This is a genomic window from Vitreimonas sp. (assembly GCF_036392335.1).
GTDB lineage: Bacteria > Pseudomonadota > Alphaproteobacteria > Caulobacterales > Aquidulcibacteraceae > Vitreimonas.
Map to the genome: position 1 here is coordinate 31,217 of NZ_DASVYD010000048.1, position 26,012 is coordinate 57,228.

At 64.6% G+C, this 26,012-nt stretch carries 29 protein-coding genes; 20 read left to right on the forward strand and 9 right to left on the reverse strand.

Going from position 1 to position 26,012, the window contains the following annotated elements; all coding sequences use genetic code 11:
* Positions 1-4: 4 nt before the first annotated feature.
* The gene (locus VF769_RS11395; protein WP_331008531.1) at positions 5-481 is read left to right on the forward strand and encodes a cupin domain-containing protein; all 477 of its coding nucleotides are present in this window, start codon (positions 5-7) and stop codon (positions 479-481) included.
* Between the two features lie 9 nt (positions 482-490).
* Here the strand turns inward: VF769_RS11395 and VF769_RS11400 are convergent, their stop codons facing one another.
* The 3 genes from VF769_RS11400 to VF769_RS11410 are packed head-to-tail and all read right to left on the reverse strand — an operon-like array spanning position 491 to position 2,494.
* Complete coding sequence (locus VF769_RS11400; protein ID WP_331008532.1) at positions 491-1,354, reverse strand: tetratricopeptide repeat protein; 864 nt, start codon at positions 1,352-1,354, stop codon at positions 491-493.
* Between the two features lie 10 nt (positions 1,355-1,364).
* Positions 1,365-2,288, reverse strand: coding sequence for a M23 family metallopeptidase (locus tag VF769_RS11405; RefSeq protein WP_331008533.1), 924 nt, complete (start codon positions 2,286-2,288; stop codon positions 1,365-1,367).
* On the reverse strand, positions 2,285-2,494 hold the full coding sequence (locus tag VF769_RS11410) for a DUF2093 domain-containing protein (protein ID WP_331008534.1): 210 nt from the start codon (positions 2,492-2,494) through the stop codon (positions 2,285-2,287). The genes VF769_RS11405 and VF769_RS11410 overlap by 4 nt, the downstream gene beginning before the upstream one ends.
* A 128-nt stretch (positions 2,495-2,622) precedes the next feature.
* Between VF769_RS11410 and VF769_RS11415 the strand changes: the two genes are divergently transcribed.
* Positions 2,623-4,341, forward strand: a complete 1,719-nt coding sequence (locus tag VF769_RS11415; protein WP_331008535.1) for a SulP family inorganic anion transporter — start codon at positions 2,623-2,625, stop codon at positions 4,339-4,341.
* Here VF769_RS11415 and xseA read toward each other — a convergent pair.
* Positions 4,338-5,774 carry an exodeoxyribonuclease VII large subunit gene (gene xseA / locus VF769_RS11420; RefSeq protein WP_331008536.1) on the reverse strand — a complete coding sequence of 479 codons (1,437 nt, stop codon included), beginning with the start codon at positions 5,772-5,774 and terminating at the stop codon, positions 4,338-4,340. The two genes, VF769_RS11415 and xseA, sit on opposite strands and share 4 nt — an antisense overlap.
* Positions 5,775-5,847: 73 nt before the next feature.
* On the opposite strand from xseA, the gene VF769_RS11425 reads away from it, so the two are divergent.
* The 16 genes from VF769_RS11425 to VF769_RS11500 all read left to right on the forward strand — a co-directional run bounded on the left by VF769_RS11425 (position 5,848) and on the right by VF769_RS11500 (position 20,845).
* The gene (locus tag VF769_RS11425) at positions 5,848-7,986 is read left to right on the forward strand and encodes a hypothetical protein (RefSeq protein WP_331008537.1); all 2,139 of its coding nucleotides are present in this window, start codon (positions 5,848-5,850) and stop codon (positions 7,984-7,986) included.
* An 86-nt stretch (positions 7,987-8,072) separates the two neighbouring features.
* Positions 8,073-9,941, forward strand: a complete 1,869-nt coding sequence (locus VF769_RS11430; RefSeq protein ID WP_331008538.1) for a M1 family metallopeptidase — start codon at positions 8,073-8,075, stop codon at positions 9,939-9,941.
* Between the two features lie 77 nt (positions 9,942-10,018).
* The gene (locus tag VF769_RS11435) at positions 10,019-10,573 is read left to right on the forward strand and encodes an NAD(P)H-dependent oxidoreductase (RefSeq protein ID WP_331008539.1); all 555 of its coding nucleotides are present in this window, start codon (positions 10,019-10,021) and stop codon (positions 10,571-10,573) included.
* 87 nt (positions 10,574-10,660) lie between these two features.
* On the forward strand, positions 10,661-10,966 hold the full coding sequence (locus VF769_RS11440; RefSeq protein WP_331008540.1) for a hypothetical protein: 306 nt from the start codon (positions 10,661-10,663) through the stop codon (positions 10,964-10,966).
* Positions 10,956-11,357, forward strand: a complete 402-nt coding sequence (locus VF769_RS11445; protein WP_331008541.1) for a globin — start codon at positions 10,956-10,958, stop codon at positions 11,355-11,357. Before VF769_RS11440 ends, VF769_RS11445 begins: the two co-directional genes overlap by 11 nt.
* Positions 11,358-11,493: 136 nt before the next feature.
* Positions 11,494-12,771 (forward strand): phosphoribosylamine--glycine ligase, encoded by a 1,278-nt coding sequence (gene purD, locus VF769_RS11450; protein WP_331008542.1) that lies wholly within the window; start codon positions 11,494-11,496, stop codon positions 12,769-12,771.
* A gap of 84 nt (positions 12,772-12,855) precedes the next feature.
* Entirely contained in the window at positions 12,856-13,923 is a 1,068-nt protein-coding gene (locus VF769_RS11455) for a phosphotransferase family protein (RefSeq protein WP_331008543.1), read from the forward strand.
* Positions 13,920-14,354, forward strand: a complete 435-nt coding sequence (locus tag VF769_RS11460) for a hypothetical protein (RefSeq protein ID WP_331008544.1) — start codon at positions 13,920-13,922, stop codon at positions 14,352-14,354. Before VF769_RS11455 ends, VF769_RS11460 begins: the two co-directional genes overlap by 4 nt.
* A 66-nt stretch (positions 14,355-14,420) precedes the next feature.
* Positions 14,421-15,731, forward strand: a complete 1,311-nt coding sequence (locus VF769_RS11465; RefSeq protein WP_331008545.1) for an amidohydrolase family protein — start codon at positions 14,421-14,423, stop codon at positions 15,729-15,731.
* Between the two features lie 43 nt (positions 15,732-15,774).
* Positions 15,775-16,704 carry a CorA family divalent cation transporter gene (locus tag VF769_RS11470; RefSeq protein WP_331008546.1) on the forward strand — a complete coding sequence of 310 codons (930 nt, stop codon included), beginning with the start codon at positions 15,775-15,777 and terminating at the stop codon, positions 16,702-16,704.
* A gap of 25 nt (positions 16,705-16,729) precedes the next feature.
* Positions 16,730-17,443 (forward strand): PAQR family membrane homeostasis protein TrhA, encoded by a 714-nt coding sequence (trhA, locus tag VF769_RS11475; protein ID WP_331008547.1) that lies wholly within the window; start codon positions 16,730-16,732, stop codon positions 17,441-17,443.
* A 137-nt stretch (positions 17,444-17,580) separates the two neighbouring features.
* The gene (locus VF769_RS11480) at positions 17,581-17,964 is read left to right on the forward strand and encodes a hypothetical protein (RefSeq protein WP_331008548.1); all 384 of its coding nucleotides are present in this window, start codon (positions 17,581-17,583) and stop codon (positions 17,962-17,964) included.
* Positions 17,965-18,799: 835 nt separating this feature from the next.
* Complete coding sequence (locus VF769_RS11485) at positions 18,800-19,642, forward strand: crotonase/enoyl-CoA hydratase family protein (protein ID WP_331008549.1); 843 nt, start codon at positions 18,800-18,802, stop codon at positions 19,640-19,642.
* Positions 19,643-19,678: 36 nt separating this feature from the next.
* Positions 19,679-20,044 carry a four helix bundle protein gene (locus VF769_RS11490; RefSeq protein WP_331008550.1) on the forward strand — a complete coding sequence of 122 codons (366 nt, stop codon included), beginning with the start codon at positions 19,679-19,681 and terminating at the stop codon, positions 20,042-20,044.
* 37 nt (positions 20,045-20,081) lie between these two features.
* On the forward strand, positions 20,082-20,606 hold the full coding sequence (ppa, locus tag VF769_RS11495; RefSeq protein WP_331008551.1) for an inorganic diphosphatase: 525 nt from the start codon (positions 20,082-20,084) through the stop codon (positions 20,604-20,606).
* Positions 20,603-20,845 carry a hypothetical protein gene (locus VF769_RS11500; protein ID WP_331008552.1) on the forward strand — a complete coding sequence of 81 codons (243 nt, stop codon included), beginning with the start codon at positions 20,603-20,605 and terminating at the stop codon, positions 20,843-20,845. Before ppa ends, VF769_RS11500 begins: the two co-directional genes overlap by 4 nt.
* On the opposite strand, the gene VF769_RS11505 is transcribed toward VF769_RS11500, so the two are convergent.
* The 3 genes from VF769_RS11505 to VF769_RS11515 all read right to left on the reverse strand — a co-directional run bounded on the left by VF769_RS11505 (position 20,842) and on the right by VF769_RS11515 (position 23,906).
* Positions 20,842-21,453 carry a hypothetical protein gene (locus VF769_RS11505; RefSeq protein ID WP_331008553.1) on the reverse strand — a complete coding sequence of 204 codons (612 nt, stop codon included), beginning with the start codon at positions 21,451-21,453 and terminating at the stop codon, positions 20,842-20,844. The two genes, VF769_RS11500 and VF769_RS11505, sit on opposite strands and share 4 nt — an antisense overlap.
* Before the next feature lie 21 nt (positions 21,454-21,474).
* A complete protein-coding gene (locus VF769_RS11510) occupies positions 21,475-22,665 on the reverse strand; it encodes an acetyl-CoA C-acyltransferase (RefSeq protein ID WP_331008554.1) in 1,191 nt (396 codons plus the stop codon).
* 95 nt (positions 22,666-22,760) lie between these two features.
* The gene (locus tag VF769_RS11515) at positions 22,761-23,906 is read right to left on the reverse strand and encodes a hypothetical protein (RefSeq protein ID WP_331008555.1); all 1,146 of its coding nucleotides are present in this window, start codon (positions 23,904-23,906) and stop codon (positions 22,761-22,763) included.
* A gap of 259 nt (positions 23,907-24,165) precedes the next feature.
* Between VF769_RS11515 and VF769_RS11520 the strand changes: the two genes are divergently transcribed.
* Positions 24,166-24,504, forward strand: coding sequence for a CC_3452 family protein (locus VF769_RS11520; protein WP_331008556.1), 339 nt, complete (start codon positions 24,166-24,168; stop codon positions 24,502-24,504).
* 52 nt (positions 24,505-24,556) lie between these two features.
* On the opposite strand, the gene VF769_RS11525 is transcribed toward VF769_RS11520, so the two are convergent.
* Positions 24,557-24,913, reverse strand: a complete 357-nt coding sequence (locus VF769_RS11525; RefSeq protein WP_331008557.1) for a hypothetical protein — start codon at positions 24,911-24,913, stop codon at positions 24,557-24,559.
* A gap of 227 nt (positions 24,914-25,140) precedes the next feature.
* Here VF769_RS11525 and VF769_RS11530 point away from each other — a divergent pair, with 227 nt between their 5' ends.
* Positions 25,141-25,785, forward strand: a complete 645-nt coding sequence (locus VF769_RS11530) for an exopolysaccharide biosynthesis protein (RefSeq protein ID WP_331008558.1) — start codon at positions 25,141-25,143, stop codon at positions 25,783-25,785.
* A gap of 14 nt (positions 25,786-25,799) precedes the next feature.
* On the opposite strand, the gene VF769_RS11535 is transcribed toward VF769_RS11530, so the two are convergent.
* A partial coding sequence (locus VF769_RS11535; RefSeq protein WP_331008559.1) for a hypothetical protein occupies positions 25,800-26,012 on the reverse strand: 213 nt, incomplete at its 5' end.

Consider the following 26,012-nt stretch of genomic DNA (forward strand, 5'->3'; position numbering starts at 1 on the left):
CGCGATGCGCGCTGCAATTCTGGGTCTTACCCTCTTCGCTTCGGCTTGCGTTTCCGTCCAAGCCAACGTCGCCACAACGACGGACGCCACCTTGCTCGCCGTGCAAAACGCGCGCGTGCGCGAATGCCCAGCCGATCGCATCCAAGCCAACGCCCGCAGCGAAGGCTTCGGCGCGCAAACCGGCGTCGTCGGCGAGGATTTGGCGCTCACCCCGCTCGCCAGCGATCCAACCAAGGCCGTACGCCTGCGCCGCCTCACCATCGCCCCCGGCGGAATCATCGCCTGGCACGATCACGCAAGCGTGCAAGGCATGGCGATCATGGTCGCGGGCGAAATGGTCGAACTGCGCAATTCCTGCCGCGATCCCATCACCTACCGCGCCGGCGACATCGCCCGCGAAGACGCAGATACGGCGCACTCCTGGCGCAATGAGACGGACGAGCCGGCAATCGTGCTCGTGTCGCACGTAATTACGCGCTAACTGCTGCCGCTATCTACACGCTAGGTCGTGGCGATAGTCTTCGGATTCGGGGTCAAGCCGGCGCGCCTCATCCAACTGCACCCTTGCGTTGCCGCACTGTCCAAGGGCTGCATAGGCGGAGGCGAGCGAATGTCTCGCGCCCGCGATACCGGGCGCCGCTTCCACCGCACGCTCACAATACGGTAACGCTTCATTGGCTCGACCCAAGAGCGTAAGGATATAGCAGTGATTGTTCAGCACCGCGGGATGGTCAGGCTGCAATTGCAACGATTGTTCGCTGGCGGACAGCGCTCCGCGCAAATCCCCAATCTGCTGTAATACACCGGCACGATTTGCCCAGCTCACCCAATCTACCGCCGGCATTTGCAGATAAGAAACGCGAACTGCCTCCGCTTGCTCGTCACCGGCCGCATGAAGCACTGGCAAAATTGCCGCATATACCAACTCCCGATCAACGGGCACGGCGGAGAACCGATCCCGCACTGAACTTGGCAAACTTCGATCGGCATTCATAACAGCTAACGCGCGCCGCGCTTGCACGACGCCGTCATCCAGCCTGCCAACTTGGTGAAGCGTCGCGGCATAGTACGCGTGAAACTCTGCATCAGAGTAGAAGGTGTCCCCATTGCCCGGCTGCGCAGCATCGTAGTGCCGAACCGCGGTGGCGTGGTCCGCATTGAGAAATGCTCGCGTGCCAAGATTTATATGAGACAGCATCGCCCAAGGCGTGCCCGGCGCCGAAGCATCCAGACAGGCTTGATAGTCGACACGACCCGACGCGTCGTAACGACATTGCAGCGGCGGCTGATCCTGTTGCGCCCAAACAGGTGTTGCGAGCGCGCCAAGCATAAGGGCTAGAAGTAGGCGACGCATTCCAATCTCACTAATTCGCGACCAACAATTCCGCCCGCGCCGCGGCCAAGCCTTCCACGGCCACGCTCGGATCAAGCTGACGTTCGCGCCAGCGCATGCGCCAGCACAGATGCGGACCCGTTGCGCGCCCGCTTGAACCGACAGCGCCAATCACTTGGCCCTGCTCCACACGATCGCCCACGTTCACGTCCAAGCGGCTCATGTGCAGGTACATCGTGATGAGGCCTTGGCCGTGATCGATGAACACCAGCCCGCCTTCATAATGCATGTCCGGATTGGCGAGCGTGACGACACCCGCCGCCGGCGCGCGGATCGGCGTGCCGGTGGGCGCGGCAATGTCGTAGCCAAAGTGCGGCGTCGACGGCGTGCCATTCAAAATGCGCTGATTGCCCCAACGCCCCGACACGCGCCCGCCTTCGATCGGCAGAATGAAGCCATCGAGAAAGCCCTCCATGTCGGCCAAACTCGCGAACGCTTCGCGCTTCAACGCCGCTTCGCGCGCGATGCGCTCAAGCACGGCGGGATCGGTCGGCGTCACCGTCTGCTGCGGCAAACCATCGACGCGCTGAATATCAAACTCTCGCGGCGCGATCGGATAGGTCGCGCTCGTGCTCGCGCCATGCGCGCGCGCCGTGACCACGCCTTCCGCGCCGTGCTCGCGATTGAAGCCAATCACCGCCCAACCCTGCGCGTCGGCTTGCCCGCTGGCCACGCCATCCACCGCGATCGCCGCCCCCGGCAGCGTGCGGCAGAGCGCGACGCCGCCTTGGGTAAAGGCGCCGGCGCAATTGAGCGTCAGCGTCGCTGGCGCCGGCGGCGCGGCAGGCTCCGTCACCGCGATCGGCGGCTCAGCAACAGGGGGCGTCTCCGCAGGCGCAGGCGCCTCGGCCGCCGCGCACGCCGCCAGCGCGAGAGCGAGCAGCAGCGCCCTCATGGCTTCTTCGCGACCAGACGCTGCGTCGCCTCCGCCGGGCCGCGATAGGCCTCCTGTAGATCGACGCTCCAATATTTCAGCTCATCCAGCGGAATCTGCTCGCCGCTCACCGCGCAGCGCACGAAGAGCCCCTGCTTCAGGATGGTAATTTCATTATCGCCGTAGCGGACAACCGCCTCCGGCCCGCCGGGATCGTGCTTGTTCATGGTGCGACTCTTTTAGCCGCGCAGGCCGTCCGCGTCACCCTTGCGCCGCCTCAAGGCCGATTTCGACGCTTCCGTGCAACCCCGGGCTTTCCAAAGTTCACATTGGCGAGGATCATCGGCGCCGACTCATGACAGCCGACACAAACACCGCCGCGCCGGACAAGCGCGGGCGCGATTGGCGCCTCTTCATCCCGAAATCCGTCACGGTGATTGCCCAGGAAGGGTATTCCGGGGCCAAATTGCGCGCCGATGCGCTGGCTGGCCTCACGGTGGCGATCGTCGCCGTGCCGCTGGCCATGGCCATTGCCATCGCTTCTGGCGTGACGCCGGCGCAAGGCCTGATCACCGCCGTGGTCGGCGGCTTCCTCATCTCCGCGCTCGGCGGCGCACGCTTCCAGATTGGCGGGCCCACGGGCGCCTTTATCGTCGTCGTGTACGGGGTGGTGCACCAATACGGCTATGACGGCCTCGCGCTCGCCACCATGATGGCCGGCGCCATCCTCATCGTCGCCGGCCTTCTCCGCGTCGGCGATTGGATCAAATACATCCCCGAACCCGTCGTGACCGGCTTCACCGCCGGCATCGCCGTCATCATCTTCACCAGCCAATTGCGAGACTTGTTCGGCCTGTCGATGACTGAGGTTCCCGCCGAATTCATCGACAAGATCGGCGCCTTCTGGGCCGCGCGCGCAAGCGTCAATCTCACTGCCTTTGCTTTGGCCGCGGGAGTTGTGGCGACGATCCTATTGCTGCAGCGCTACCTCCCGCGCTGGCCGTCGCTGTTGATCGGGGTCGCCGCGGGCACGGCGCTCACCTGGGCGTTCAATTTGCCGGTCGAGACGATCGGTTCGCGCTTCGGCGCCGAGGCCGCCACCGCGCTGCCCAGCTTTCAGATTCCAGAATTCAGCCTGGCGCGTATGCAGCAATTGTTGCCCTCGGCGCTCACCATCGCCTTCCTCGCAGGCGTGGAGAGCTTGCTTTCGGCGATGGTCGCCGACGGCATGACCGGCCGCCGGCATCGCTCCAATTGCGAGGTCGTCGCCCAAGGCGTCGCCAACGTGGCCGCGCCCCTCTTTGGCGGCATCTCCGCGACCGGCGCCATCGCCCGCACCGCCACCAATATCCGCGCTGGCGCGCAAACGCCGTTCGCCGGCATGTTCCACGCCGCGTTCGTGCTCGTCTTCATGCTGGGCCTCGGCCCGCTGATCGCCCATGTGCCGCTGGCGAGCCTCGCCGCCGTGCTCACCATCGTCGCCTGGAACATGAGCGAACAGGAGCGCTTCCGGCATCTGCTGTTCGGCCTGGCTGGCGACCGCGTCGTGCTGCTCGCCACTTTTCTGCTCACCGTGCTCGTCGATCTCACCATCGCTATTGAGGTTGGCGTGGTGCTGGCGGCGATCATCTTCATGCACCGCATGAGCGAAGCGACAGCGATCTCACGCGGCGTGTCGTTGATCGAACGCGACCAGGATGATTTCGCCCGGCCGCGCACCGAATATGAGGCGCGCGCCGAACTGCCTAAGGGCGTGGAGATGTTCGAACTGCGCGGCCCGCTCTTCTTCGGCGCCGCCAGCCGCTTGATTGACGCGCTCGACGCCGCTTTCCCGCCGCCCAAGGCGTTCGTTCTGCGCTTCCGCGAAGTGCCTCTGGCCGACGCCTCCGGCGTCAATGCGCTCGAGCGCTTCCTGAAGCGCTGCGCCTCGCACAATGTGGCGGTCGTGTTTTGTGAGTTGCGCCCAGGCGTGCACGCCGCGCTCGATAAATTGCATGTGCTGGGCCACGTCCAGGTCGCCGAAAGCTACGACGACGCCATCGCGATCGCGGCGTCCGCAACCGGCAAGAGCTAAAACAGACTGCCCTGATCCCCGCCCGGCTTCGTCTTACCGCGCGGCTTGCTCGCATCTGTCGGCGGATCGATTACGGCCTTCTTCTGCTCGTCCGCGAACGTGAGCTGCACAACGTCGCCGGCGTTCAAATCCTTCGCCGCGCGCACCAACGCGCCATCCTCGCGTTGCACCATCACGAAGCCGCGCGCCAGCACGCTCTTATGCGACAGGCTTTCCAGCATGCGCGCCGCCCCTTCCAAATGCTTGCGATGCGTCACCAGAGACCGCGCCATCGCCGGCTGCAAACGCGCCGCCGCCTGCAGCAAGCGCTCGCGCCGCCGCGTAATATCCTGCGCCAAAGCTTGCGGCCGCAACCGCGCCGCGATGCGATCCAGCTTCGATTGCGCCGCGCGCGTGTTCGTCACCAAAGCCGCATTCAACCGCTCCGCCGCGCGATCGTAACGCTGCTGCGGAATTTGAAAGAGCGTCTCCAGACGCGGCAACTTCGCCGCCGCCGCGCGCAGCTCCGTGCGCCGCTTCTCCAGCCCACGCACCAGCCCGCCCTTCAGCCGGCCTTCCAGCATTTCCACCCGCTCGATCAATTCCGCGCGCACCGGCACGGCTTTTTCCGCCGCCCCCGTCGGCGTCGGCGCGCGCAAATCCGATGCGAAATCGATCAGCGTCGTATCCGTCTCGTGCCCAACCGCGCTGATCAGGGGGATCGCGCTTTCGGCGGCGGCGCGCACCACGACCTCTTCATTGAACGCCCACAAATCCTCGATCGAGCCGCCGCCGCGCGCCACGATCAGCACGTCCGGCCGCATCTCGCCTTGCAGCGCATTGAAGCCCTTGATCGCGCGTGACACTTGCCCCGCCGCTTCCGGCCCCTGCACCAGCACCGGCCACAGGATCACGCGGCACGGAAAGCGCTCGCGTAAGCGATGCAGAATATCGCGGATCACCGCGCCCGTCGGCGACGTCACCACGCCGATTGTGCGCGGCAAATACGGGATGCGTTTCTTGCGCTCCGCCGCGAACAAACCCTCCGCCGCCAGCTTCGCCTTCAGCTTCTCCAATTGGGCCAGCAATGCGCCAACGCCCGCAGGCGCCATGCGATCGGCGATCAGCTGATATTGCGACCGCCCCGGATACGTCGAAAGCCGGCCTTCGACGACCACCTCCAAGCCCTCTTCCGGCCGGAACGACAGCGCCTGCACGTTCGCCTTCCACATCACCGTGGAGATGGTCGCGCTCTCGTCTTTCAGATCGACGTACAAATGCCCCGACTTGGCGATCATCACGCGGCCCAATTCGCCGCGCACGCGCACGCGATCGAAATTGGTCTCCATCGTCCGCTTTACCGCCTGCGCCAGTTCGCTGACCGAAAGCTCGGGCAAATTGCTGCCCGCTTGGGCGGCCTGGGTGGGGGCGGCGGCGTCTGACATCAGTTTCATATAAGGCGACTCGCGCCCGCTTGCGGAGTTTGCTTAAATTCATCCCTGGCTGGGGGGCCGGGGGATCATGGGCATGGCGTTCGACGCGAACGATCTGTCGCCACACGAACATTTCGTCGTGGAGCGTACCTTGGCGGGCGAAACCGCCGATTTTACGCCGATGGCCGGCCCCGGCGGGGCCAAACCGATCATTCGCGCCGGCTTCCTGCGCAAGCTGATGCTGGGCGTCGACCCGACTTGGACCATCCGCACGCCCGGCGTGCGCCTGAAGGGCGCGCGCGTCGAAGGCGTGCTCGACCTTACTGATTGTTCAGGCGTCGGCGCCGCCGGCTTACCGGCGCTCGCCCTCGTCGAGTGCGAAATCCCCGACATCATCGATCTCAGCCATTCGCGCCTGGCGCGCTTCTCACTGCTCAACAGCCGCCTGACCCGCCTTGTCGCGGTGGAAACCCAAATCGACGGTGAACTGGATCTCTGCGGCGTCGCGCCCCTCGGGGCGCCCGGTCAAGAAACGCTGACCGTCAAGCTGCGCGGCGCGCGCATCGACGGCGATCTGGCCGCGCGTGATGCAAAATTCGCCCGCGCCACTGAAAGCACTGAAGACGCGCTCATGCTGCAAGGCATCGAAGTCGCCGGCACGGTGTTCTTCGACGGCGCCTTCGAAGCCTTCGGCTGCATCTGGCTGCAGCAAGCGCGCCTCATGGGTGGCCTCTCCTGCGAAGGCGGTCAGATGCTCAACCGCTCCGAGGCCGGAGACGCGGCGGCCTTCACCGCCGACGGCGCCGAAATCAGCAGCGTGCTGATGCGCAACGGCTTCAAGGCCGAGGGCGAAGTGCGCTTCGTCGGCGCGCGTGTGGCGCAAGTGTTCGAGTTCACCAATGCCTCGCTGCGCAATGAATTCGGCGTCGCGCTCAACCTCGCCAGCGCCGTCTGCGGCGGCGAGCTTGCGCTCAACACCGCCAAAATCTCCGGCCAAGTGCTTCTCGCCAACACCGCGGTCGGCCGCAATCTCGATGCGCGCGGCGCTGAGATCAACCATCGCCTCACCCCGCGCGGCGACAGCTTTGGCCGCGCCATTGACGCCGCCAGCATCAGCGTCGGCGGCGCTGCCTTGCTGCAGGGCGCCAACATTAAGGGTGAAATCTTCCTCGCCGATGCGCGCATCGACGGCTACCTCGCCTTCGGCGGCGGCCGCTTCATCAATGGCGGCGGTTGGGCCATCCGCGCGCCGAACGCCCGCGTCGGCGGCAATCTCACGCTGAAGATCGATGAAAACGGCTATGCGCCGCACGGCCAGAAAACCGTGGTCGAAGGCGGATTGAAGCTCGACCGCGCCCGCATTGACGGCGCGCTCTCCTGGCTCAATCTCGAACTGCGCGGCCCAGGCCCCGACAATATGAAAGGCGCGTATTTCTCCTTCGCCGACGCGCACATCGACGGACCGATCGAGGCGCGCGCGTTGGTGACGCAACAGGACGCGCGTATCGACGCCTCCGGCGCCGCGTGTTCGGCGCTCGATGACGATGTGAGGGCCGGCTGGGGCGCCGAAACCTCGATGCTCACGCTCGATGGTTTCGCCTATCAGCGTATCGACAGCAGCAACGAGACATGGCGAGGGCGTCTGGGCTGGCTCAAGCGCTCCAAGCGCGACGGCGACCGCTTCTCGCCGCAACCCTTCACCCACGCGGCGCAAATCTATGCGCGCGCCGGCCGTCGCGAGGAGGCGCGCCGCATCCTGCTCGCCCAACACGATCTGCGTACGCTGTCCGCATCTGCCGGGCCGTTCACCTGGGCGCTCTCCTCGCTGTTCGGCGTGATCGCGGGCTACGGCTTGGCGCCGATCCGCGTTGTGCGGGCGCTGGCGTTGTTCCTCGCCATCGGCGTCGCGGGGGTTCTCGCCATGAACGCGCAAGGCGCGCTGGTCACCCCGCAAGGCCGCGCCTGCAACGGCGACATCGAACCCACGCTCTACGCCGTGGACGTGGCGCTCCCCGTCATCGATCTGGGCCAAGAGAGCCGCTGCGCCCCCGGCCGCACCGCGCGCGCCGAATTGCCGCAAGGCATGGCCGTGTCAGAGACCAGCGATTGGCGCCTGTTCGAAGGCGTGGCGCTCTGGCGCTGGGCGCACGCGCTTTACGCCATGCTCGGCGCGATCTTGACCGCCCTCGCCGTGGTGACTTTCTCCGGCATCATGAAGCCGAAAGACGATTAAGGGGCCGGTTCTACCCCATTCGCAGACAAGGCCTTGCACCCCAAGCGCGCACCCGCTCTTTAGCGGCAAACCTTTGGGGGACGTTCATGCTTCGTCGCACGCTTCTCGCGTCCGCTCTCGCTATTCCCGCGCTCGCGGCTTGTGCTACCGCCACCAGCGGCGCGCGCGATCCGCTGGCGCCGTTGCCGCTGGACACCAGCTCACACGCGCGCCCGGAGATCGCGCGTGTCACCCATGTCTCACTCGATCTGACGGCCGATTTCGAACGCAAAGTCATGCGCGGTAAAGCTACGCTATCGATCGCCGCGCGCGATGATGCGCGGGAGATCGTGCTCGACAGCTTGAACCTCGTTATCCATCGCGTCAGCGCCGGCGGCGCGGAAACCACTTACACGCTCGGTGAAAGCCGCCCCTCGCTCGGCGCGCCGCTCACCATCGCGCTCAATGGCGCGCGCACGGTTGAGATCGAATATGAAAGCGGCCCCGACGCCGCGTCGCTGCAATGGCTGACGCCTGCGCAAACCGCGAGCAACAAGCCATTCCTGTTCAGCCAAGGCCAATCGATCCTCAACCGCACTTGGATCCCGACGCAGGACAGCCCCGGCATTCGCCAAACCTACGACGCACGCATCGTCGCCCCCGAAGGTCTGAAAGTGGTGATGAGCGCTGAAATGCTCACGCCGGAGGGCGAGCCCTTGGGCGACGGCCAGCGTGCGTTCCGCTTCCGCATGCCGCAACCCATCCCGCCCTATCTCATCGCCATCGGCATCGGCGATCTCGTGCATCGCGCCACCGGCCCGCGCACCGGCGTTTACGCGGAGCCCAGCGTCGTCGAGCGCGGCGCCTACGAATGCGCCGATATGGAACGCATGATGGACGTGGCCGAAGCGCTCTACGGCCCCTATCGTTGGGGCCGTTATGACGTGCTGATCCTGCCGCCGTCCTTCCCGTATGGCGGCATGGAGAATCCGCGCCTCACCTTCCTCACGCCGACCTTCCTCGCCGGCGACCGCTCGCTCGTGTCGCTCGTCGCGCACGAACTCGCCCATTCCTGGTCGGGCAATCTCGTGACCAACGCGGTGTGGGCCGACGGCTGGCTCAACGAAGGCTTCACCTCCTATATCGAAGGCCGCATCGGCGAAGCCCTGTTCGGTGAAGAAAACGCGCGCATGGCCGAAGCATTGGCCTGGGCCGATATTCAAACCGCGCTCACCACCGTCACGCCTGACGGACAGCGCTTGCACTGGGTCGGCGAGGTCGACGCCAACGACAATTCCAGCGCCATCACCTACGACAAAGGCGCGCTCTTCCTACGCACCATCGAACGCATTGTCGGCCGCACGCGTCTCGACACGTATTTGCGCTCGTACTTCGATCGCTACGCCTTCCAGCCGATGACCACGCAGCACTTCCTGGCCGATTTCCGCCAGCACGTGGTGCGCGGCGACGCAGCGCTGGAAGCGCAATTGCTGCTCGACCAATGGGCCTATGAGCCCGGCATTCCATCGAACGCGCAAGCCCCTGTCGCCACTGGTTTCAACGACATCCCGGGCCACATCGAAGCCTTCATCGCCGGCGGCCCGCCCGCCGCCGCGCCCTGGGAGCATTGGAATACGATGCAGCGCCAGCGTTATCTGCAAACGCTGCCGCGCGAACTCAGCGCCACGCAATTGCGCGATCTCGAAGCCGCCTTCGGCCTCGATGACATCGGCAATATGGAAGTGCGCTTCGATTGGCTGTCGCTCGCGATCGCCAATTCGTTCGAGCCGTCGTCTGCGGCCATCGAGCGTTTCCTCAGCGAACAAGGCCGCGGCAAATTCATCCGCCCGCTCTATCGCGCGCTGATGCAACGCGGCGAATGGGGGCAAGCGCTTGCGCGGCGCACCTATGCCCACGCCCGCGACGGCTATCACCCCATCGTCGCCGCCGCCGTGGATCGTATTCTCGCGGCCTAACGATCATCGGACCGCCGGCTTCCAGCCGGCCAGCGCCGGCGTTTGCCGGCGGAGAGCTGGCGGTCCATATCTAGCGCATGACCCCAATCAAAGTTCTCGGCTTCGCCGGCAGCCTGCGCCAAGCGTCCTACAATCGCGCCCTCATCCGCGCCGCCCAAAAGCTCGCGCCCTCGGGCATGAGCTTTGAAATCGTCGATCTCGACGACATCCCGCTCTACAATGGCGATGTCGAAGCCCAAGGCGATCCGCCGGGCGTCACCGCGTTCAAGCAAGCCATCGCCGCCGCCGACGGCATCCTGATTGCAACGCCGGAATACAATCACGGTGTCCCTGGTGTGATGAAGAATGCGATCGATTGGGCCTCGCGCCCGCCGCGCGGCGCCCCGCTCGGCGGCAAACCCGTTGGGCTCATCGGCGCATCGCCCGGCATGACCGGCTCCGCGCGCGGCCAAAGCCAATTGCGCCAAGCCTTCGAGTTCACGAATTCCTATTGCATGCCGCAGCCCGAAATCCTGGTGTATCGCGCGCACGAGAAATTCGACGACGCCGGCCAACTCACGGACGAAACCACCGCGAAATATCTCGCGGCCTACCTCGTCGCCTTCCACGCCTGGGTGTTGCGCTTCAAATGATGAGCGCGGTCTTGCGGGCTTCGCTTTGGCGGATCATCCCACATACTTATATTTGCGGTTCGGGGCCCAACGATCCATAAAGTCCCTATGCCGCCGACTGATCCCGACGCCCTCGTACCGCTTCGCGTCAGCGAGGGCTGGACGATCAGTTACAACGCGTTTCGCGCGGGAGACTTAAAGGGCAATCTGCTGCAAGCGAACCATACGCGGCGTAATCGGATGCTCGATCTCGGATGGCGCCCAGAGAACGACCCAACCGGGGCCTATGCTCTCGTCGTGTACGTGGGCGACTTCACCGGGCCTTGCTTATACGGTCGCAACCACAAACGGCTCGATGAGCTTATCATCGACATCGAGCGCCTCTTCGAAGCGGTGACGCGCGGTGAACTCTGAAGACGGGGCCCTCATCACGCAAAGCCTGGAGATCGCCTCCGAGCGTGGCGGCGATCTCACCGGCGCTGTCTATGCCCGCCTGTTCCACGAACGCCCCGATCTTGAGCCGCTCTTCGTCATGGACACCGACGGCGCCGTGCGCGGCGAAATGCTGTCGCGCGTGTTCGACGCCATTCTCGATTTCGTCGGCGACCGCGCCTACGCCCACAATCTGATCCACGCTGAAGCCAGCAATCACGACGGTTACAACGTGCCGCGCGATACGTTCACGCTCTTCTTCACCACTGTCGCCAAGACCGTAGAGGAGGCGTGCGGCGATGCGTGGAACGAAGGCATGAGCCAAGCCTGGAAGCGCCTCCTCAACGCCTTGGACGCCTACATCGCCGCGTAATATGGACTGCCGGCGCCTCGCCGGCATGGCTGATGTACGTGCAAAGCTTGATGCTTGAGCACGCCGAAAGAGGCCGGCGAGGGTGTCGGCGGTCCATATTTGCGACCCGCCGCGGGCCAGTCCATAAAGCGGCGCTATGAAGATTCTGATCGTTGGTTCCGGTGGGCGCGAGCACGCCCTGGGCTGGAAGCTCGCCCAAAGTCCGCTCGCGCCGGAGATCATGTCCGCGCCGGGCAATCCGGGCTTGGCGGCGCTCGGACGCACCTTTCCGCTTAAGGTAGAGCAGGCGGCTGAGATCGCCGCGCTCGCCGCGCGCGAGCAAGTCGATCTCGTCGTCATCGGCCCCGAAGCCGCGGCGGCGGCCGGACTTGCCGACCATCTCAAAACCCTCGGCGTGCCCTGCTTCGGCCCGAGTAAAGCCGCCGCCGAGCTCGAGGCCTCCAAGGCCTTCATGAAGGAATTCTGCGTACGCCACGGCGTGCCGACCGCCGAGTACAAAGTCTTCGACGACGCCATCCGCGCCAAGGCTTATCTCGGCGACCGCGAACCGCCCTTCGTGATCAAGGCCGATGGCTTGGCGGCAGGCAAAGGCGTCGTCATCGCCGAAACCCGCGCCGCCGCCGACGAAGCGATCAACGAAATCCTCTTCCTGCGCAAATTCGGCACGGCCGGTCAGCGCATCGTCATCGAGGATTTTCTGCCCGGCGAGGAAGCCAGCTTCTTCGCCCTCTGCGACGGCGAAACCGCGATCCCACTGATCGCCGCGCAAGATCACAAACGCGCTTATGACGGCGACAAAGGCCCCAACACCGGCGGCATGGGCGCCTATTCGCCCGCGCCGATCTTCACCGACGAAGTGCGCGATCAAACCATGGCGCAGATCATTCTGCCCACGCTGCGCGGCATGAAGGCTGAAGGCCGGCCCTTCGTCGGCGTCTTGTTCGCGGGGCTCATGATTAGCGCCGACGGCCCCAAGCTCATTGAGTTCAATGTGCGCTTCGGCGACCCCGAATGCCAAACCTTGATGCGCCGCATGAAGAGCGATCTCGCGCCCGTGCTGCTCGCCGCCGCCAAGGGTGAACTCGCGCAAACGCCCCCGATTGAATGGGACACGCGCCCAGCCGTCACCGTCGTCTACGCCGCGCAAGGCTATCCCGATGAACCGCTCACCGGCTCCGTCATCCGCGGCGTCGATCGCGCCAACACCGTTGAGGACGTCGTCGTCTTCCATGCCGGCACGCGCGAAGATGAAGACGGCACCCTGCGCGCGGCGGGCGGGCGCGTGCTGAACGTCACCGCCACCGGCGACACGCTGCAGGCGGCGGTCAATAGCGCCTATGCCGGCGTCCAACGCATCGACTGGCCCGGCGGCTTCTGCCGCCGCGACATCGCCTGGCGCGCGCTGGCGAAGTAGGCGCTTGCGCTAGCCGCCCCGCGCCGCTCTAAAGTACGTTCGCCCGCGCGCCGAAGAACGCGAGGGCGCCTTTAGGGAAGCGCGATGACCGACCTCACAGATGCATTTTCCGGCGTGAAGCCTGTGGAAGAGCGCAATCGCTTGGATGAAGCGTCGCTCGAAGCCTGGCTGAAGCAAAACGTCGAAGGCTATGCCGGCCCGCTCACGCTCAACCAATTCAAGGGCGGCCAGTCGAACCCGACCTATCAGCTCGTCACACCGACGAAGAAATACGTGCTGCGCAAAAAGCCCGGCGGCAAACTGCTACCCTCCGCGCACGCCGTCGACCGCGAGTACAAAGTCATCTCCGCGCTCTATCCGACCGGCTTCCCCGTCGCGCGCCCTTACGCACTCTGCACCGACGACAGCGTCATCGGCGCCATGTTCTACGTCATGGAAATGGTCGAAGGCCGCATCCTCTGGGATGGCGCGCTGCCCGATTGCACCAAGCAAGAGCGGCGCGCGATCTACGAGAACAAGATTTCAACGCTCGCGAAATTGCACACCACAGATATCGCCCAAGTCGGCCTCAGCGATTTCGGCAAGCCCGGCAATTATTTCGCACGTCAGATCGATCGCTGGTCGAAGCAGTACAAACTCAGCGAGACCGACACCATTCCGAAGATGAATCGCCTGATCGAATGGTTGCCTGAAACCATTCCACCTGGCGAACGCACCAGCATCGTGCACGGCGATTATCGCCTCGACAACATGGTGCTGCACGCGACGGAACCGCGCGTGATCGCCGTGCTCGATTGGGAGCTCTCCACGCTCGGCGATCCGCTCGGCGATTTCACGTATTATCTGATGAATTGGGTGATGCCGAGCGACGGCCGCGCCGGTCTCGGCGGGCGAGACGTCGCCGCGCTTGGCATTCCGACGATCGAAGAAGTCGTGAAGCAATACAGCGCCGAAACCGGCCGCGACACGATCGATCAAGTCGATTGGTACTTCGCCTACAATGCCTTCCGCCTCGCCTGCATTCTACAAGGCATCGCCGGGCGCGTCCGCGACGGCACGGCCGCGAGCGCGCACGCGGTGGAAATGATCAAGCGCATCGGGCCGCTGTCGGACACCGCCTATATGTTCGCCGAGCGCGCGGGCCTCAAATGAACGAACGCCAGCGCGATCTTTTCCTCTGGGTTTGGTCGCGGCGGCGCAAACCCGGCCAAACCGCGATCGGCCTGCGCGGCGCGGCCATCGGCGCGCTCGGCGGGCTGCTGTTCACGCTGCTCATGTCCCCCGGCGCGCCATCGAGCGTGCATTCTTACGATGTCGGCGGTCAACTTTTTGGCGCGATCGGCGAACATCTGCGCATGCTTGCGTTGGCCGTGCCCGCCTTCGGCGCCATCGGCTGGTTCGGGGCCAATCGAATCTACGCCTCGCAAGAAGCGATGTACCAAGCCATCCTGCAATCCGGCGCCCGCGTACCAGAGCAAAAGCCCGCAATGCAGATGTCCGATCGCGGCCCCGCCATCGCTGTCGGCATCGTCGCCGCCATCATCGCCATCTTCATCGCCGTGCTCTTCGCCATGTATTGGTGAGCAGGTGTAGGCTGTTGACGCGCTGACCGTGGCGTCGGATCAATCTTGCACATCACGGGGGAATGCATGCTGCAACGCGGAAAATTCATTGCCGGCGCACTCAGCGCGCTCGCACTCGTCACCGGCTCGAGCTTCGCACAAACCGCCCCGCAAGCCGCCACCGTGATCCACGCCGGCCGCCTGCTCGCTGATCCCAGCAACGGCCGCGTCGCCAGCGAGCAATCCATCCTGATCAACGCCGACGGCCGCATCATTGGCGTTGAGCCCGGCTACGTCACGCCAACTGGCGCCGCCATCATCGATCAGCGCCATCGCTTCGTGCTGCCCGGCCTGATCGACAGCCACGTCCACCTCACCAGCGAACTCGGTCCCAACCAGCTTATCGAGGAAGTCACACTCACCGCCGCCGACGGCGCGCTGCGCGGCGCCGAGAACGCACGCAAGAATTTGCTCGCCGGCTTCACCACCGTCGCCGACCTCGGCGCCAGCAACGACGCAATCTTCGCCCTGCGCCGCGCCATCCGCGAAAATCGCATCCCTGGGCCCCGCATCATCGCCTCAGGCTCCGCCATCACGCCCGACGGCGGTCACGGCGACGCCAACGGCTTCTCGCCACACGTGCTCGACGTGCTGCGCAGCGAAACCGCCTGCTCCGGCGCCGACGCTTGCCGCCGCGCCGTCCGCCGCCAAATCCAAGCCGGCGCCGACGTGATCAAGATCACCGCCACCGGCGGCGTGCTCTCCAACACCGCGGCCGGCGTCGGCCAACAACTGACCGACAACGAACTCTCCGCCATCGTGGAAGCCGCGCACGCCATGGGCCGCCGCGTCACCGCGCACGCGCACGGCGTCGATGGCATCAACGCAGCGCTCCGCGCCGGCGTCGATTCCATCGAACATGGCAGCTACATCAATCGCGAGTCCGTCAGCCTGTTGCGCCAAGGCAATCGCTACCAAGTGCCCACGCTGATGGCCGGCTGGTGGGTCGGCCAATTGGCCGAGCGCGGCGGCGTGCTCACGCCCGCGCAAACCGACAAAGCCCGCCAAGTCAGCCGCGACATGGCCAATATGGGCCGCTTCGCCCGGCAGAATAATGTGCGCATCGCCTTCGGCACCGACACTGGCGTCTCGCCGCACGGCATGAACGCGCGCGAATTCCAGCTCCTGGTCGAAGCCGGCTTCACGCCGCTGCAAGCCATCCAGACCGCCACCATCAACGCCGCCGATCACCTGCAGCTCAACACCGAGACCGGCCGCATCATCCCCGGCCTCGCCGCCGACATCATCGCCGTCGACGGCGATCCCTTGGCCGACGTGTCGACGCTGATGAACGTTCGCTTCGTCATGGCCCGCGGCACGACGCAGAAGGACGAGTAAACACGGGGTGGAGCGTTGGCCCGAACCACGCTAACGCTCCACCATGCTCCGCGTTTTCGCTCGCGGCGGTTCGGAGGTCGCGTGCGAGGCTCCCACCGCCCTTTGGTACGATCTTGAATCGCCGACCGACGCCGAAGAGGCCGACGTCGAAGAAACCTTGGGCATCGACGTGCCCACGCCCGCCGAACGCGCCGCGTTCGAAGAATCCGCGCGCTATTACGAAGAGGGCGACGCGCTCCACCTCACCGCCACGTTGCTCGGCCGCCGCGACGACGGCCCGTTCGTGTCCGGCGCCGTCACCTTCATTCTCGCCCAGGGCAAACTCGTCACCGTGCGCCAAGTGCGCCCGCGCGCCTTCGAAATCGGCCAAGGCCGCGCCTCCGCGCGTTTGGAATCAGCCCAGACCGGCGCCGATGTCCTGCTCGCCCTGATCGAAGGCGCCGCCGAGCGTCTGGCCGACCTGCTCGCCGAAGCCACGCGCGACGCCAACACGCTCTCGGCGCAGGTGTTCAGCGAAGCCGAGTCACCCGATCTGCGCACCGCGCTGCGCGAACTCGGCAAGATCAGCGCGCTCGCGTCCTTGGCGCATGACTCGCTCACCAGCCTGCAGCGCCTGCTGGTCTACGCCCGCGCCAGCAAGGGCAAATATGATCTGAAGGACCAACGCCTCTCCGCGCTCGCCCGCGATGTCGGTGAACTCGAACGCATCGCCGAAGCCATGCAGCCGCGCCTCTCCTATCTGCAGGACGCCATGCTGGGCCTCATCAACGCGGCGCAAACCAATGTGCTGAAGGCGCTTTCGCTGGCCACCATCGCGTTCGTGCCGCCCACGCTGATCGCCTCGATCTTCGGCATGAATTTCGACGCCATGACCTGGTTCCGCCACGATTGGGGCCCCTGGGTGGGCTTTGCGCTCATGATCGCGGCCCCTGCCGTGCTCTTTGGCATCGCCAAATGGCGGCGCTGGTTCTGACCTACGTCACATTTGGTCGCCATCTGTGACCGCCACGCGGCTGACAAATCGGCGCGAAACCGCCATTGTAATGGTGATGACGCTCTCCGATTTTCTCCCCAAGCTCCATTATCCCACGCGCCTGGAAAAACTCGTCGACGGGTGGGTGCATGGCGTGGCGCTTGGCGTTTTCACTATTGCCGTCTTCGCGGCTCTTGGCCTCGCCATCTGGCAAGGCGGGCTCGGCATGGCCGCGGCCGTGGGCGTCTACGCGATCTGCGTCATCACCATGATCGGCTGCTCGATGGCCTATAATCTGGCCGAGAACCATAAGCGCAAATCGCTGCTGCGCCGCTTCGACCACGCCGCCATCTTCCTGATGATCGCCGGCACCTACACGCCCTTCACCACGCTCCGTTTCGACGGCGCCTGGGCGATCTCGATGACGACGATCATCTGGGCGCTCGCGCTCATCGGCGCCGCGGGCAAACTCTTCCTGCCGAGCATCGGCAAGAAAATTTGGATCGCCTTCTATGTGCTGATGGGCTGGCTCGTCGTCGCGGCGATGGGGCCAATGGTTGAAGGCGTGCCGCTCGCCGGCATCATCCTGCTCGCCATCGGCGGTCTGCTCTACACGATCGGCATTCCCTTCTACGTCTGGGAAAACCTCCCCTTCCGCCGCGCCATCTGGCACGGCTTCGTCATGGCCGCCGCCGGCGTGCATTACGCGGCCGTGCTGACGGGCGTCGTGTTCGCTTGAACGCGTTTAGCCGGATCGCAGCACTACCGCCTGCGATTGTGACATCCGCATATCTTGGAACCCTCGGCGTTGTCTTTGCGACGCATTTCCACGTAGTGCCACATCTAGCTTTTCTAGTTGTGCTTTTCGGCTGGACGTTGAGCCTCTACATCGCTTCGCGCGCGCGCACCAAACCGCCACCGCAAAAACGCTATCCCCTATTTGCACAGTTTGTATTTGGATCAGTGCTCTTGGGCAGTGTGGGCAGTGTGTTTCTGGAAGCACCCGCTGATTTTGAACCAGCGCACAACGTCAAAACGTATGCGTTCGCTTTCGCTTCGTTGACCTTCGGCTTCGGAATGCTCGCGTCCTTCTGGGTCGCGGCCGATGCATTTCTCAAAGCGGAAACGGGGAAGCCCTGGATCGCAAACACCAAAACCACAGGCGACACAATGCAACTCATTTTGCTTTTGCCTGTCGGAATCTGGTTTCTGCATCCGCGCATTAAACGTCTTCTCCATGAGAACGAAGCGATCGCATGAATGGATCCGACGCCATGCGCTTCGCGCCCACCTGGGCGTTCGCGGCGGACGATCAGCGCGCGCAGTGAAGCGGCTCAGGACGCAGGGTTACGACAGCTTACTCCTCAGTCTGGGAAGACCCACCGCCCCTCAATCTCTCCATGCTCTTTCGCGCCCAAACCCTTGAAAACAAAGCGGCGCACAAAAATCTATCCGCCCCTTCCACACCACCGCCTACACTCCCATCACCGCCGCGATCGGAGAGCAGTTGGATCCCTGTTCGCTTCAATGTCGCGGCGCGGCAATCGAGCGTGAAACATGTGCGTTTCTCCGCCTCCCGTCAGGACTAAGGGCGGGTGTCCGAATGCGCGAACGCGTGGAGTTCGCCGGATATGCGGGGGCAGCGTCAAAGCGAAGGCGCGGGATGCAGGCCAAGCCGCTTCTCGCGTTCCTAAGTCGAGGCGCAATGCGCACATGTCGAAGCCCACGCGCCCAACGCGTGGGAAGACGCACCGGGGCGCATCGCGAACACAATGCCCCGCACGCGCGCGGCGATCCGTCTCTCGGGTGTGAAAAAACGCCTGCAGCGGAGCCGCGGTTCAAACGATTGCGGGGACGCGGGTTTCCGTGTCACGCGCGCCGAACCAACGGCGCATTCTTCGCGACGCGCAAACCCGCGTCCCCGGCTCTCCGCCGCGCGCAAGCGCGAGTGGCATCGCACGCTGCTCCACTTCCCCCACGCGCGGGGGAAGTGGCTCGCGCCGCACGCCGCGAGAATTAGGGTGCAGCGCCTACCCCAACGTCAGCCGCGACACACCCACCGCCCGTGCTAACCTAGGTCCAGGGAGCAAACGCCATGACCGAAACCACCTGCTTCAAGCTCAGCATCGAAAACAATATCGCCCACATCGTGCTCAACCGGCCCGAGGCGATGAATTCCATGCCGCGCGCGTTCTGGAACGAATTGCCGGCGCTTGTGCATGACATCGACGATCACGCCAAAGCGCGCGTCATTGTCATTTCCTCCACCGGCAAGCATTTCACCGCCGGCATGGATCTCTCCGTCTTCACCGACGGCGAAGGCGTGAACGCCAGCGGCGCCGACGAATATTCGCGCGCCGAAGCCTTCCGCCAATTCGTTCTGACGCTGCAGGGCAGCTTCAATTGCTTGGACAATGCGCGCATGCCGGTGCTGGTGGCGATCCAAGGCGGCTGCATCGGCGGCGGCGTCGATTTCGTCTCCGCCTGCGACATCCGTTACGCCACCGACGACGCCTTCTTCCAAATCCAAGAAATCAATATCGGCATGACCGCCGACGTCGGCACCTTCCCGCGCCTGTGCAAACTGATCCCCGAAGGCTGGGTGCGTGAACTCGCTTACGCCGGCCGCCGCTTGCCCGCGCAACGCGCGAAGGAAATCGGCCTCGTCAACGAGACCTTCCCCACGCAGGAAGCGATGCTCGCGCACGTGATGGACTTAGCCGCTGAAATCGCGAGCAAGGCGCCGGTCGCCGTCGCCGGCTCCAAGCGCATGATCAATTACGCGCGCGACCATTCCATCGCCGACGGCCTCGATTACATCGCCACTTGGCAAGCCGGCATGTTCGCCCCCCCGCACATGATGGAAGCCTTCGCCGCCAAAGCGCAAAAACGGGCGCCCAAGTTCGCCGACCTGGCGCCGCTGAAGAAGAAGATGTGAAGCTCGGTTTTCGGGGATCGGTTATCGGGGTTCGGGATGCAGAGTCATCGCGACTTGGATGTTTGGAAGGTGTCGATGGAATTGGCGCGGGAGGTGTACGCCGTCGCCAACCAGATGCCCAAACAAGAGGAATTCCGGCTCACGGGTCAGATGTTGCGCGCTGCGGTTTCGATCGCAGCGAACATCGCCGAAGGACATGCGCGCGCGACGCGAAAGGACTACGCCCATTTCGTAAGCATCGCGAAAGGATCGGCGGCTGAGCTCGAAACATTGCTCTTGCTCGCCCGCGACGCCGCTCTATTACCGCCCGAGGCGGTCGCCGGCGTGCTAGATAAAACCGAGAGAGTGGCAAAAATGCTTGCGCGTTTATATGCGCGACTTAAGGAGCCACAGCCAAACTAACCCGATCCCCGAAAACCGAACACCGAGAACCGAGCCAATGGACGTTCGTTTCATCCCCCCCGGCCGCAATCCGCCGCATGAGGTCAACGCCTTCATCGAGATTCCCCAAGGCGGTCTGCCGGTAAAGTATGAGCTGGACGAACGCTCCGGCGCGCTCTTTGTCGATCGCTTCCTGCACACCTCGATGCTCTATCCGAGCAATTACGGCTTCATCCCCAACACGCTCGGCGATGACGGCGACCCGATCGACATTCTGGTCGTCACGCCGATGCCGGTCGTCGCCGGCTGCGTGATCCGCGCCCGCCCCGTTGGCGTGCTGCTCATGAGCGATGAGAAGGGCGAAGACGAGAAAATCCTTGCCGTCCCGGTCGACGCGCTGAACCCCTTCTACGCCAACGTCAAAACCCACGAAGACCTCCCGCCGCTTCTGGTCGCCCAGATCGGCCACTTCTTCACGCACTACAAAGACCTCGAACCCGGTAAAACCGCCAGCGTCGGCGAATGGGCCGCCGTCGAAGTCGCGCACGAGCGCATCATGGCCGCGGTGAAGCGCGCGACATGAGCGAAGCGCAGATCGCCGCCCAATTCGCCGAAGCGCTGAGCGCGGCCGCGAAGGCCGCGAACCCGGCTGCGTCGCTGGTGAGCATGGAGCTGTCTCTGGTCGCCGCACCCGTCGCTGGTGAAGTCCGAGCGCGCGTCGCCCGCCAAACGCGGACACTGCTGTTCATGGAAGCGGAATTAATTGATGCAAGCGGAGCGCGCCTCGCCGCCGCTTCAAGCGTGCACAAAATTCCAGCTTAAACGCGCGGCGCGATCCAACGCATTTCGCTCAAAGTCGCGTCGTGCAGCACGTCCGGGTCGATCGCGTCGAACGGATCGCTTGGTCCATCATAGCCATCAGGGAGCTTATAGACACGCCAGAACGTCCCATCCGCCGCCGTCGAGCAGGCGAAGCCGGCCGCGCCGTCAACGAATTCGGACAAGCAGAATTCCACTTGCTCCGGCGGCGCCACGGCAAAGCGCGCCGCACCCACGCTCTCCTGCGTCGGGCTCTTGGCCTGCGTCGACCGGGTCACGATCGCATGGATGTGGCGGCCGTCGGAGGTCGGCAACGCGCGGAAAACTTCCTGCCCGCCCGACGACAACGTGATCGCCACGAAAGGTTGGCCTTCGACTTGATCCTCAACCAGCGCCACATCGTAAAGCGGCGCCGCGGCACGCACACTTTCCAGATCCATCGACAGCGCGGACGTTATGCCCCCCGCGCCGTCTGGACCGATATTGACGTTGAGCGTGGGCGCGGACGCAGCCGGATTTTCCTCGCCCGGCGCGGGCGCTTGCTGTTGCTGACCGCACGCGGCCAGCGCCAAACCAAGCGCCACAAATCCCGCAAGGAAAATCCGCTGCATCAACGCCCCCAACCCGAAATGTTAGTTGAACACCTCGAACAAACCAGCAGCGCCCATGCCGCCGCCGATGCACATCGTCACCACCGCGTGCTTGGCCTTGCGGCGGCGGCCTTCCATCAGCACGTGGCCGACGAGACGCGCGCCGGTCATGCCGAACGGGTGGCCGATGGCGATCGAGCCGCCGTTGACGTTGTACTTCTCCGGATCGATGCCGAGGCGATCGCGCGAATAGAGGCATTGCGACGCGAACGCTTCGTTGAGCTCCCAAAGGTCGATGTCATCGACCTTGAGGCCCTGGCGTTCCAGCAGGCGCGGCACGGCGAACACTGGGCCGATGCCCATTTCGTCCGGCTCACAACCCGCCACCGCAAAACCCTTGAACAGACCGAGCGGCTCAAGCCCGCGCTTTTCGGCTTCCTTTTCGTCCATCAGTACGACAGCCGCCGCGCCGTCGGAAAGCTGGCTCGCATTGCCGGCGGTGACGAAATTGCCGGGCCCGCGCACCGGCTGCAGCGACGCCAAGCCATCAAGCGTCGTATCGGCGCGATTGCACTCGTCCTTCGTGACTGTGTAATCGACGAGGCTCTCTTCCTTCGTCTCCTTGTTGACGACCTTCATTTTCGTCGCCATCGGCACGATTTCATCGTCGAACAAGCCGGCCTTTTGCGCCGCCGCGATGCGCTGCTGCGAGCGCAGCGAATACTCATCCTGGTACTCGCGGCTGACATTGTACCGCTTGGCGACGATGTCGGCGGTTTCGATCATCGCCATCCAAAGCTCGGGCTTCGTTTTCATCAGCTCTTCTTCGGTGACGCGATAGCGGTTCGCCTGCCCGCTCATCTGCACGAGCGAGATCGATTCAACGCCGCCGCCGACAGCTGCCTTCGCGCCTTCGTTCATGATGTAGTGCGACGCCTGCGCAATCGCTTGCAGACCGGACGAGCAGAAGCGGTTGATCGTGGCGCCCGAGGTCGTCACCGGCAGACCGGCGCGGATCAGCGACAGGCGCGCGATATTGGTGCCGGTGGCGCCTTCCGGCGCGCCGCAACCGATCACGACGTCTTCGATCTCCGCGGGATCAAGCTTCGAGCGCGCCACCGCGTGCTTGATCGCGTGGCCCGTCATGGTCGCGCCGTGCGTATCGTTGAAGCCGCCCCGGCCAGATTTGGCGAGACCCGTACGAGCATAAGAAACGATGACTGCGCGACCCATGGCGTTCTCCCTGAAGACTTTTCAACGCGCACCCTAGACGCCCGTTCGCGCCTGCGAAAGAGCCGACCCCGCGCTGTGCTGACGCGCCTGAACGATCAGGAAATCGCTTGGTTGTTGACCAGACCGCCGCCTGGCGGGCCGTCATCGCCCGTTCCCGACGACGCGGCGGCGGAGGCCCCGGCCGCGCCTGCCGCGGGCCCGCCGCCTTGGGTGAAGATCCCCCGACCGCGATCTTGAATCCATTTAGCGATGTCTTCGGAAAGCACGCCCGCGACAATGCCCACCAGCGACACCGTGAACGGATTGAGCGCCGACGATGTCGTCGCCTGCTGCACGCTGGATGCGATCGAGAACCCCGCGATCGCCGCGTTGGCCAACACGTAGAACGCAAGCGCCGCGCACATGCCGAAGATCAAACGCACCACGATCTCCGCCATCGTCACCGGTTGGGGCCGGTTGAGATAGGCGGGGAAAAGATAGAGGAGCGAACCGAGCGCGCCCATCAGCAGCACCAAAACCGTGGAGAGCAGCGCCGGGTGACCTTGCGCCAGGAACGCGCTGATCCCCAGCGGGCTCATCGCCGCCAGCGCATGCGCCTCGCCGCGCACGCGCGTGAAGTGCTCGTAATCCGGCACGACCGTCTGCTGCAGCGCGAAAACGCGACGATTGGCTTCCGCGACTTGACCGGCGACCAGCCTCTGGCGCGCGACCAAAGCGGCGCGTTCAGCGCCGCGATCATCGAGATTCTCCTCCTGGGCCGCGAGCTGCTGCACTTGGGCCTGTAATTGCGCGACGCCTTGCTGATCCGCGGGCGGCAGGCCGGGACGGGCCGCCAGCGTATTGATCCGTTGCGCCAAGCCTTGCGCGCTCAGATCGGCGGCGGCGCTTTCCGCTGTTTCGACATTCGCGCGTGTTTCAATATCCGCGATTGCGCCAACCATTGCCGCGCGCGCATCGTTGGCGTTGGCTTCCGCGGACTGCGTCTCCGCGTCGAGAGTCGCGATCTGTTGTTCGATCTGCAATTGCTCGCCGCGCGGCCCTGCGGAGTCGGCCTCGATCTCGCGAACTTGGCGATCGACCTCCTCAAGTTGCGCGAAAGAAATGAGGCCGTTGGTCGAGGGTGAAATCTGCGCCACGCCGAATTGGAAATCGCGCGAACTGAACACGAGTGCGCTCATGGTCAGCACGCCCGTCATCGCCACCGCGAGCACGACGCCCACGCCGAACTTGTACAACGTCATGGCTCGATCCCCTCCGCTTGTCCCAGTGCGCGCCGTCCCGAGCGCGCCGCCGCACCGCTTTAGTAGCGCACTCTGCTGGCGTGCGGTTGGGCTTTTTTAACCATACCGGCGAGCCGCCCGTGCTGCATGACAAGGCGGTAATCACTATCCGGTGAATAATATCCGTTTTCTTCAATTTTCCCTTGTCAGCGCGGAGAGGAGCCTGCATGGTCGCCCCGCGCTCCTCCCCAAGAAGCGCGATCACCAGGGGTAATCGCTCATGAACATCATCAAATCCGTCGTTGTGGCGGCGCTCGCCTCGACCGCGCTCGTTGGCGCGGCTTACGCCCGCGACGCCGGCGTCTTCACCGTGAAGCTCGACCAGCCCGTCGCCGAACGCACGCAATACATCACGCAAAACACGATCTGGACCTGCGAAGGCGACACCTGCCGCGCCCGCGCGCAGCATGCCGCCAGCGTCCGCGCCTGCCGCCAATTCGTCCGTGAGGCCGGCGCCCGCGTCGTCGCTTACGGCCCGGAAGGCGGCGAACTGAGCGCCGACGAGCTGGCGCGCTGCAACGGCGACGAAGCGCCGATCACGCAGCAAGCCGCGAACTAAGCGTTCGTACACCGCAAATGTGGAGAGCCGCCGGCGAAAGTCGGCGGCTTTTCTACGTCGAAAGACGGCCGCGCAGGCCTTCCCGCCAGGGATGATCGCCGCAGGGCTGCAGCGAAAGCGCCGTCACCGCCGGATCATCGACGATGCGCGTGCGCGTTGCGCCCGTGCGCCCGTCGACCAGATTATGCATCTCCGGCTGGATGCGCCCGTCACTGCCGCGGGTCAGCACGATCACGCCATGCGCGCCGATGCTGCGTGCGCCCCCCGTTACGCGGGGCAGATCATAGATGATGCGAATGCGAAAATTGTCGCCGCCGCGTTCCAGCTCATAGCGCGGATTGGCGAACAGCGTTTCCGATTGCCGCTCATAGACCACTTCGATCGCATCGGCCTCGAAACGGACACCCACACCCGCTTCACAGGCGGCGGGACCCGCGCTCCACAGGCCGGACAATTCCTCGGGTCTGGACGCGCCGGAGCAACTCCCGACCGCCAGGGCAAGCCCGAGCACAGCGATAGGCTGGCGCGTACGCATAAGCTTATGCAGCTACGCTGGTATGGTTGATGAGGTCTGAACGTCGCAACCACCTAGTCAAAATCCCGCCGGCGCCCCATGTCACGCTGCATTCAGCCCAAATGAATCCTCCCGCCGCCTCCTCGGCCGCCAATTCTGGCGCGGCCTCCGCCCTTCTGGACGATCTGGTCGAGGCGTTTCCTGGTGAAAGCGTGAGCGTTGGCGAGTTGATCGACCGGCTCGATTCGCGCGCACATGGGGTGTTGCTGCTCGTTCTGGCGCTGCCGATGTGCATCCCCAACATTCCAGGCATCTCCACCATTTTCGGCGTTCTGATGATGGCCCCGGCGCTACAACTCGTGCTGGGCTCGCACCGACTTTGGATCCCCAAGCGCATGCGCGACTGGCGCGTCGATTGCGAGGCGCTGCGCAAGACGCTGCGCGTCGCCACGCCGCCGCTGAAGCGCATCGAGTATCTCATCAAACCGCGTTGGTCGGTGCTGACGCGCTTTCCCACCACCATCCTGATCGGCCTTCAGACCGCGCTCATGGCCTTCATTCTGATCCTGCCGATCCCGTTCGCGAATTGGCCGCCGGGGATGACCGTGGCGATGACAGCGCTCGCACTGTTACAGCGCGACGGCATCTTGATGCTGCTGACGATCCCCGCCGCGCTCGCGTCGGTATTATCCGTTTATGTCGGCGCGCGCGTCAGTGTGGCCGTGCTCAACAACGCCATGGAATGGCTGCAAACGCTGCTGAACTGAGGGGCCCGCCGCCTCTAACAGGCGCGCCTGACCAACCAGCCCCATTGCTCGCCAGAACGCGAAACCGCAGGCTCGGCGCTGCGGCAATTCTGCGCCGCGGGCTGCGCGCTCCCCCGCACGAATTCCGGATCACCTTCGCCCGGCCTGCGATCGAGATCGGAGAGCGGCTCAAACACGAACACTTCCGAGCCCCCGCTATTGGAAATGCATTCGTGCCGCGAGCCGTT

Bases quoted from the DNA above. Each gene is read 5' to 3' on its own strand.
- VF769_RS11395 (WP_331008531.1), top strand. From the start codon at position 5: ATGCGCGCTGCAATTCTGGGTCTTACCCTCTTCGCTTCGGCTTGCGTT.
- VF769_RS11400 (WP_331008532.1), bottom strand. From the start codon at position 1,354: ATGCGTCGCCTACTTCTAGCCCTTATGCTTGGCGCGCTCGCAACACCT.
- VF769_RS11405 (WP_331008533.1), bottom strand. From the start codon at position 2,288: ATGAGGGCGCTGCTGCTCGCTCTCGCGCTGGCGGCGTGCGCGGCGGCC.
- VF769_RS11410 (WP_331008534.1), bottom strand. From the start codon at position 2,494: ATGAACAAGCACGATCCCGGCGGGCCGGAGGCGGTTGTCCGCTACGGC.
- VF769_RS11415 (WP_331008535.1), top strand. From the start codon at position 2,623: ATGACAGCCGACACAAACACCGCCGCGCCGGACAAGCGCGGGCGCGAT.
- xseA (WP_331008536.1), bottom strand. From the start codon at position 5,774: ATGAAACTGATGTCAGACGCCGCCGCCCCCACCCAGGCCGCCCAAGCG.
- VF769_RS11425 (WP_331008537.1), top strand. From the start codon at position 5,848: ATGGCGTTCGACGCGAACGATCTGTCGCCACACGAACATTTCGTCGTG.
- VF769_RS11430 (WP_331008538.1), top strand. From the start codon at position 8,073: ATGCTTCGTCGCACGCTTCTCGCGTCCGCTCTCGCTATTCCCGCGCTC.
- VF769_RS11435 (WP_331008539.1), top strand. From the start codon at position 10,019: ATGACCCCAATCAAAGTTCTCGGCTTCGCCGGCAGCCTGCGCCAAGCG.
- VF769_RS11440 (WP_331008540.1), top strand. From the start codon at position 10,661: ATGCCGCCGACTGATCCCGACGCCCTCGTACCGCTTCGCGTCAGCGAG.
- purD (WP_331008542.1), top strand. From the start codon at position 11,494: ATGAAGATTCTGATCGTTGGTTCCGGTGGGCGCGAGCACGCCCTGGGC.
- VF769_RS11455 (WP_331008543.1), top strand. From the start codon at position 12,856: ATGACCGACCTCACAGATGCATTTTCCGGCGTGAAGCCTGTGGAAGAG.
- VF769_RS11460 (WP_331008544.1), top strand. From the start codon at position 13,920: ATGAACGAACGCCAGCGCGATCTTTTCCTCTGGGTTTGGTCGCGGCGG.
- VF769_RS11465 (WP_331008545.1), top strand. From the start codon at position 14,421: ATGCTGCAACGCGGAAAATTCATTGCCGGCGCACTCAGCGCGCTCGCA.
- VF769_RS11470 (WP_331008546.1), top strand. From the start codon at position 15,775: ATGCTCCGCGTTTTCGCTCGCGGCGGTTCGGAGGTCGCGTGCGAGGCT.
- VF769_RS11485 (WP_331008549.1), top strand. From the start codon at position 18,800: ATGACCGAAACCACCTGCTTCAAGCTCAGCATCGAAAACAATATCGCC.
- VF769_RS11490 (WP_331008550.1), top strand. From the start codon at position 19,679: ATGCAGAGTCATCGCGACTTGGATGTTTGGAAGGTGTCGATGGAATTG.
- ppa (WP_331008551.1), top strand. From the start codon at position 20,082: ATGGACGTTCGTTTCATCCCCCCCGGCCGCAATCCGCCGCATGAGGTC.
- VF769_RS11500 (WP_331008552.1), top strand. From the start codon at position 20,603: ATGAGCGAAGCGCAGATCGCCGCCCAATTCGCCGAAGCGCTGAGCGCG.
- VF769_RS11505 (WP_331008553.1), bottom strand. From the start codon at position 21,453: ATGCAGCGGATTTTCCTTGCGGGATTTGTGGCGCTTGGTTTGGCGCTG.
- VF769_RS11510 (WP_331008554.1), bottom strand. From the start codon at position 22,665: ATGGGTCGCGCAGTCATCGTTTCTTATGCTCGTACGGGTCTCGCCAAA.
- VF769_RS11515 (WP_331008555.1), bottom strand. From the start codon at position 23,906: ATGACGTTGTACAAGTTCGGCGTGGGCGTCGTGCTCGCGGTGGCGATG.
- VF769_RS11520 (WP_331008556.1), top strand. From the start codon at position 24,166: ATGAACATCATCAAATCCGTCGTTGTGGCGGCGCTCGCCTCGACCGCG.
- VF769_RS11530 (WP_331008558.1), top strand. From the start codon at position 25,141: ATGAATCCTCCCGCCGCCTCCTCGGCCGCCAATTCTGGCGCGGCCTCC.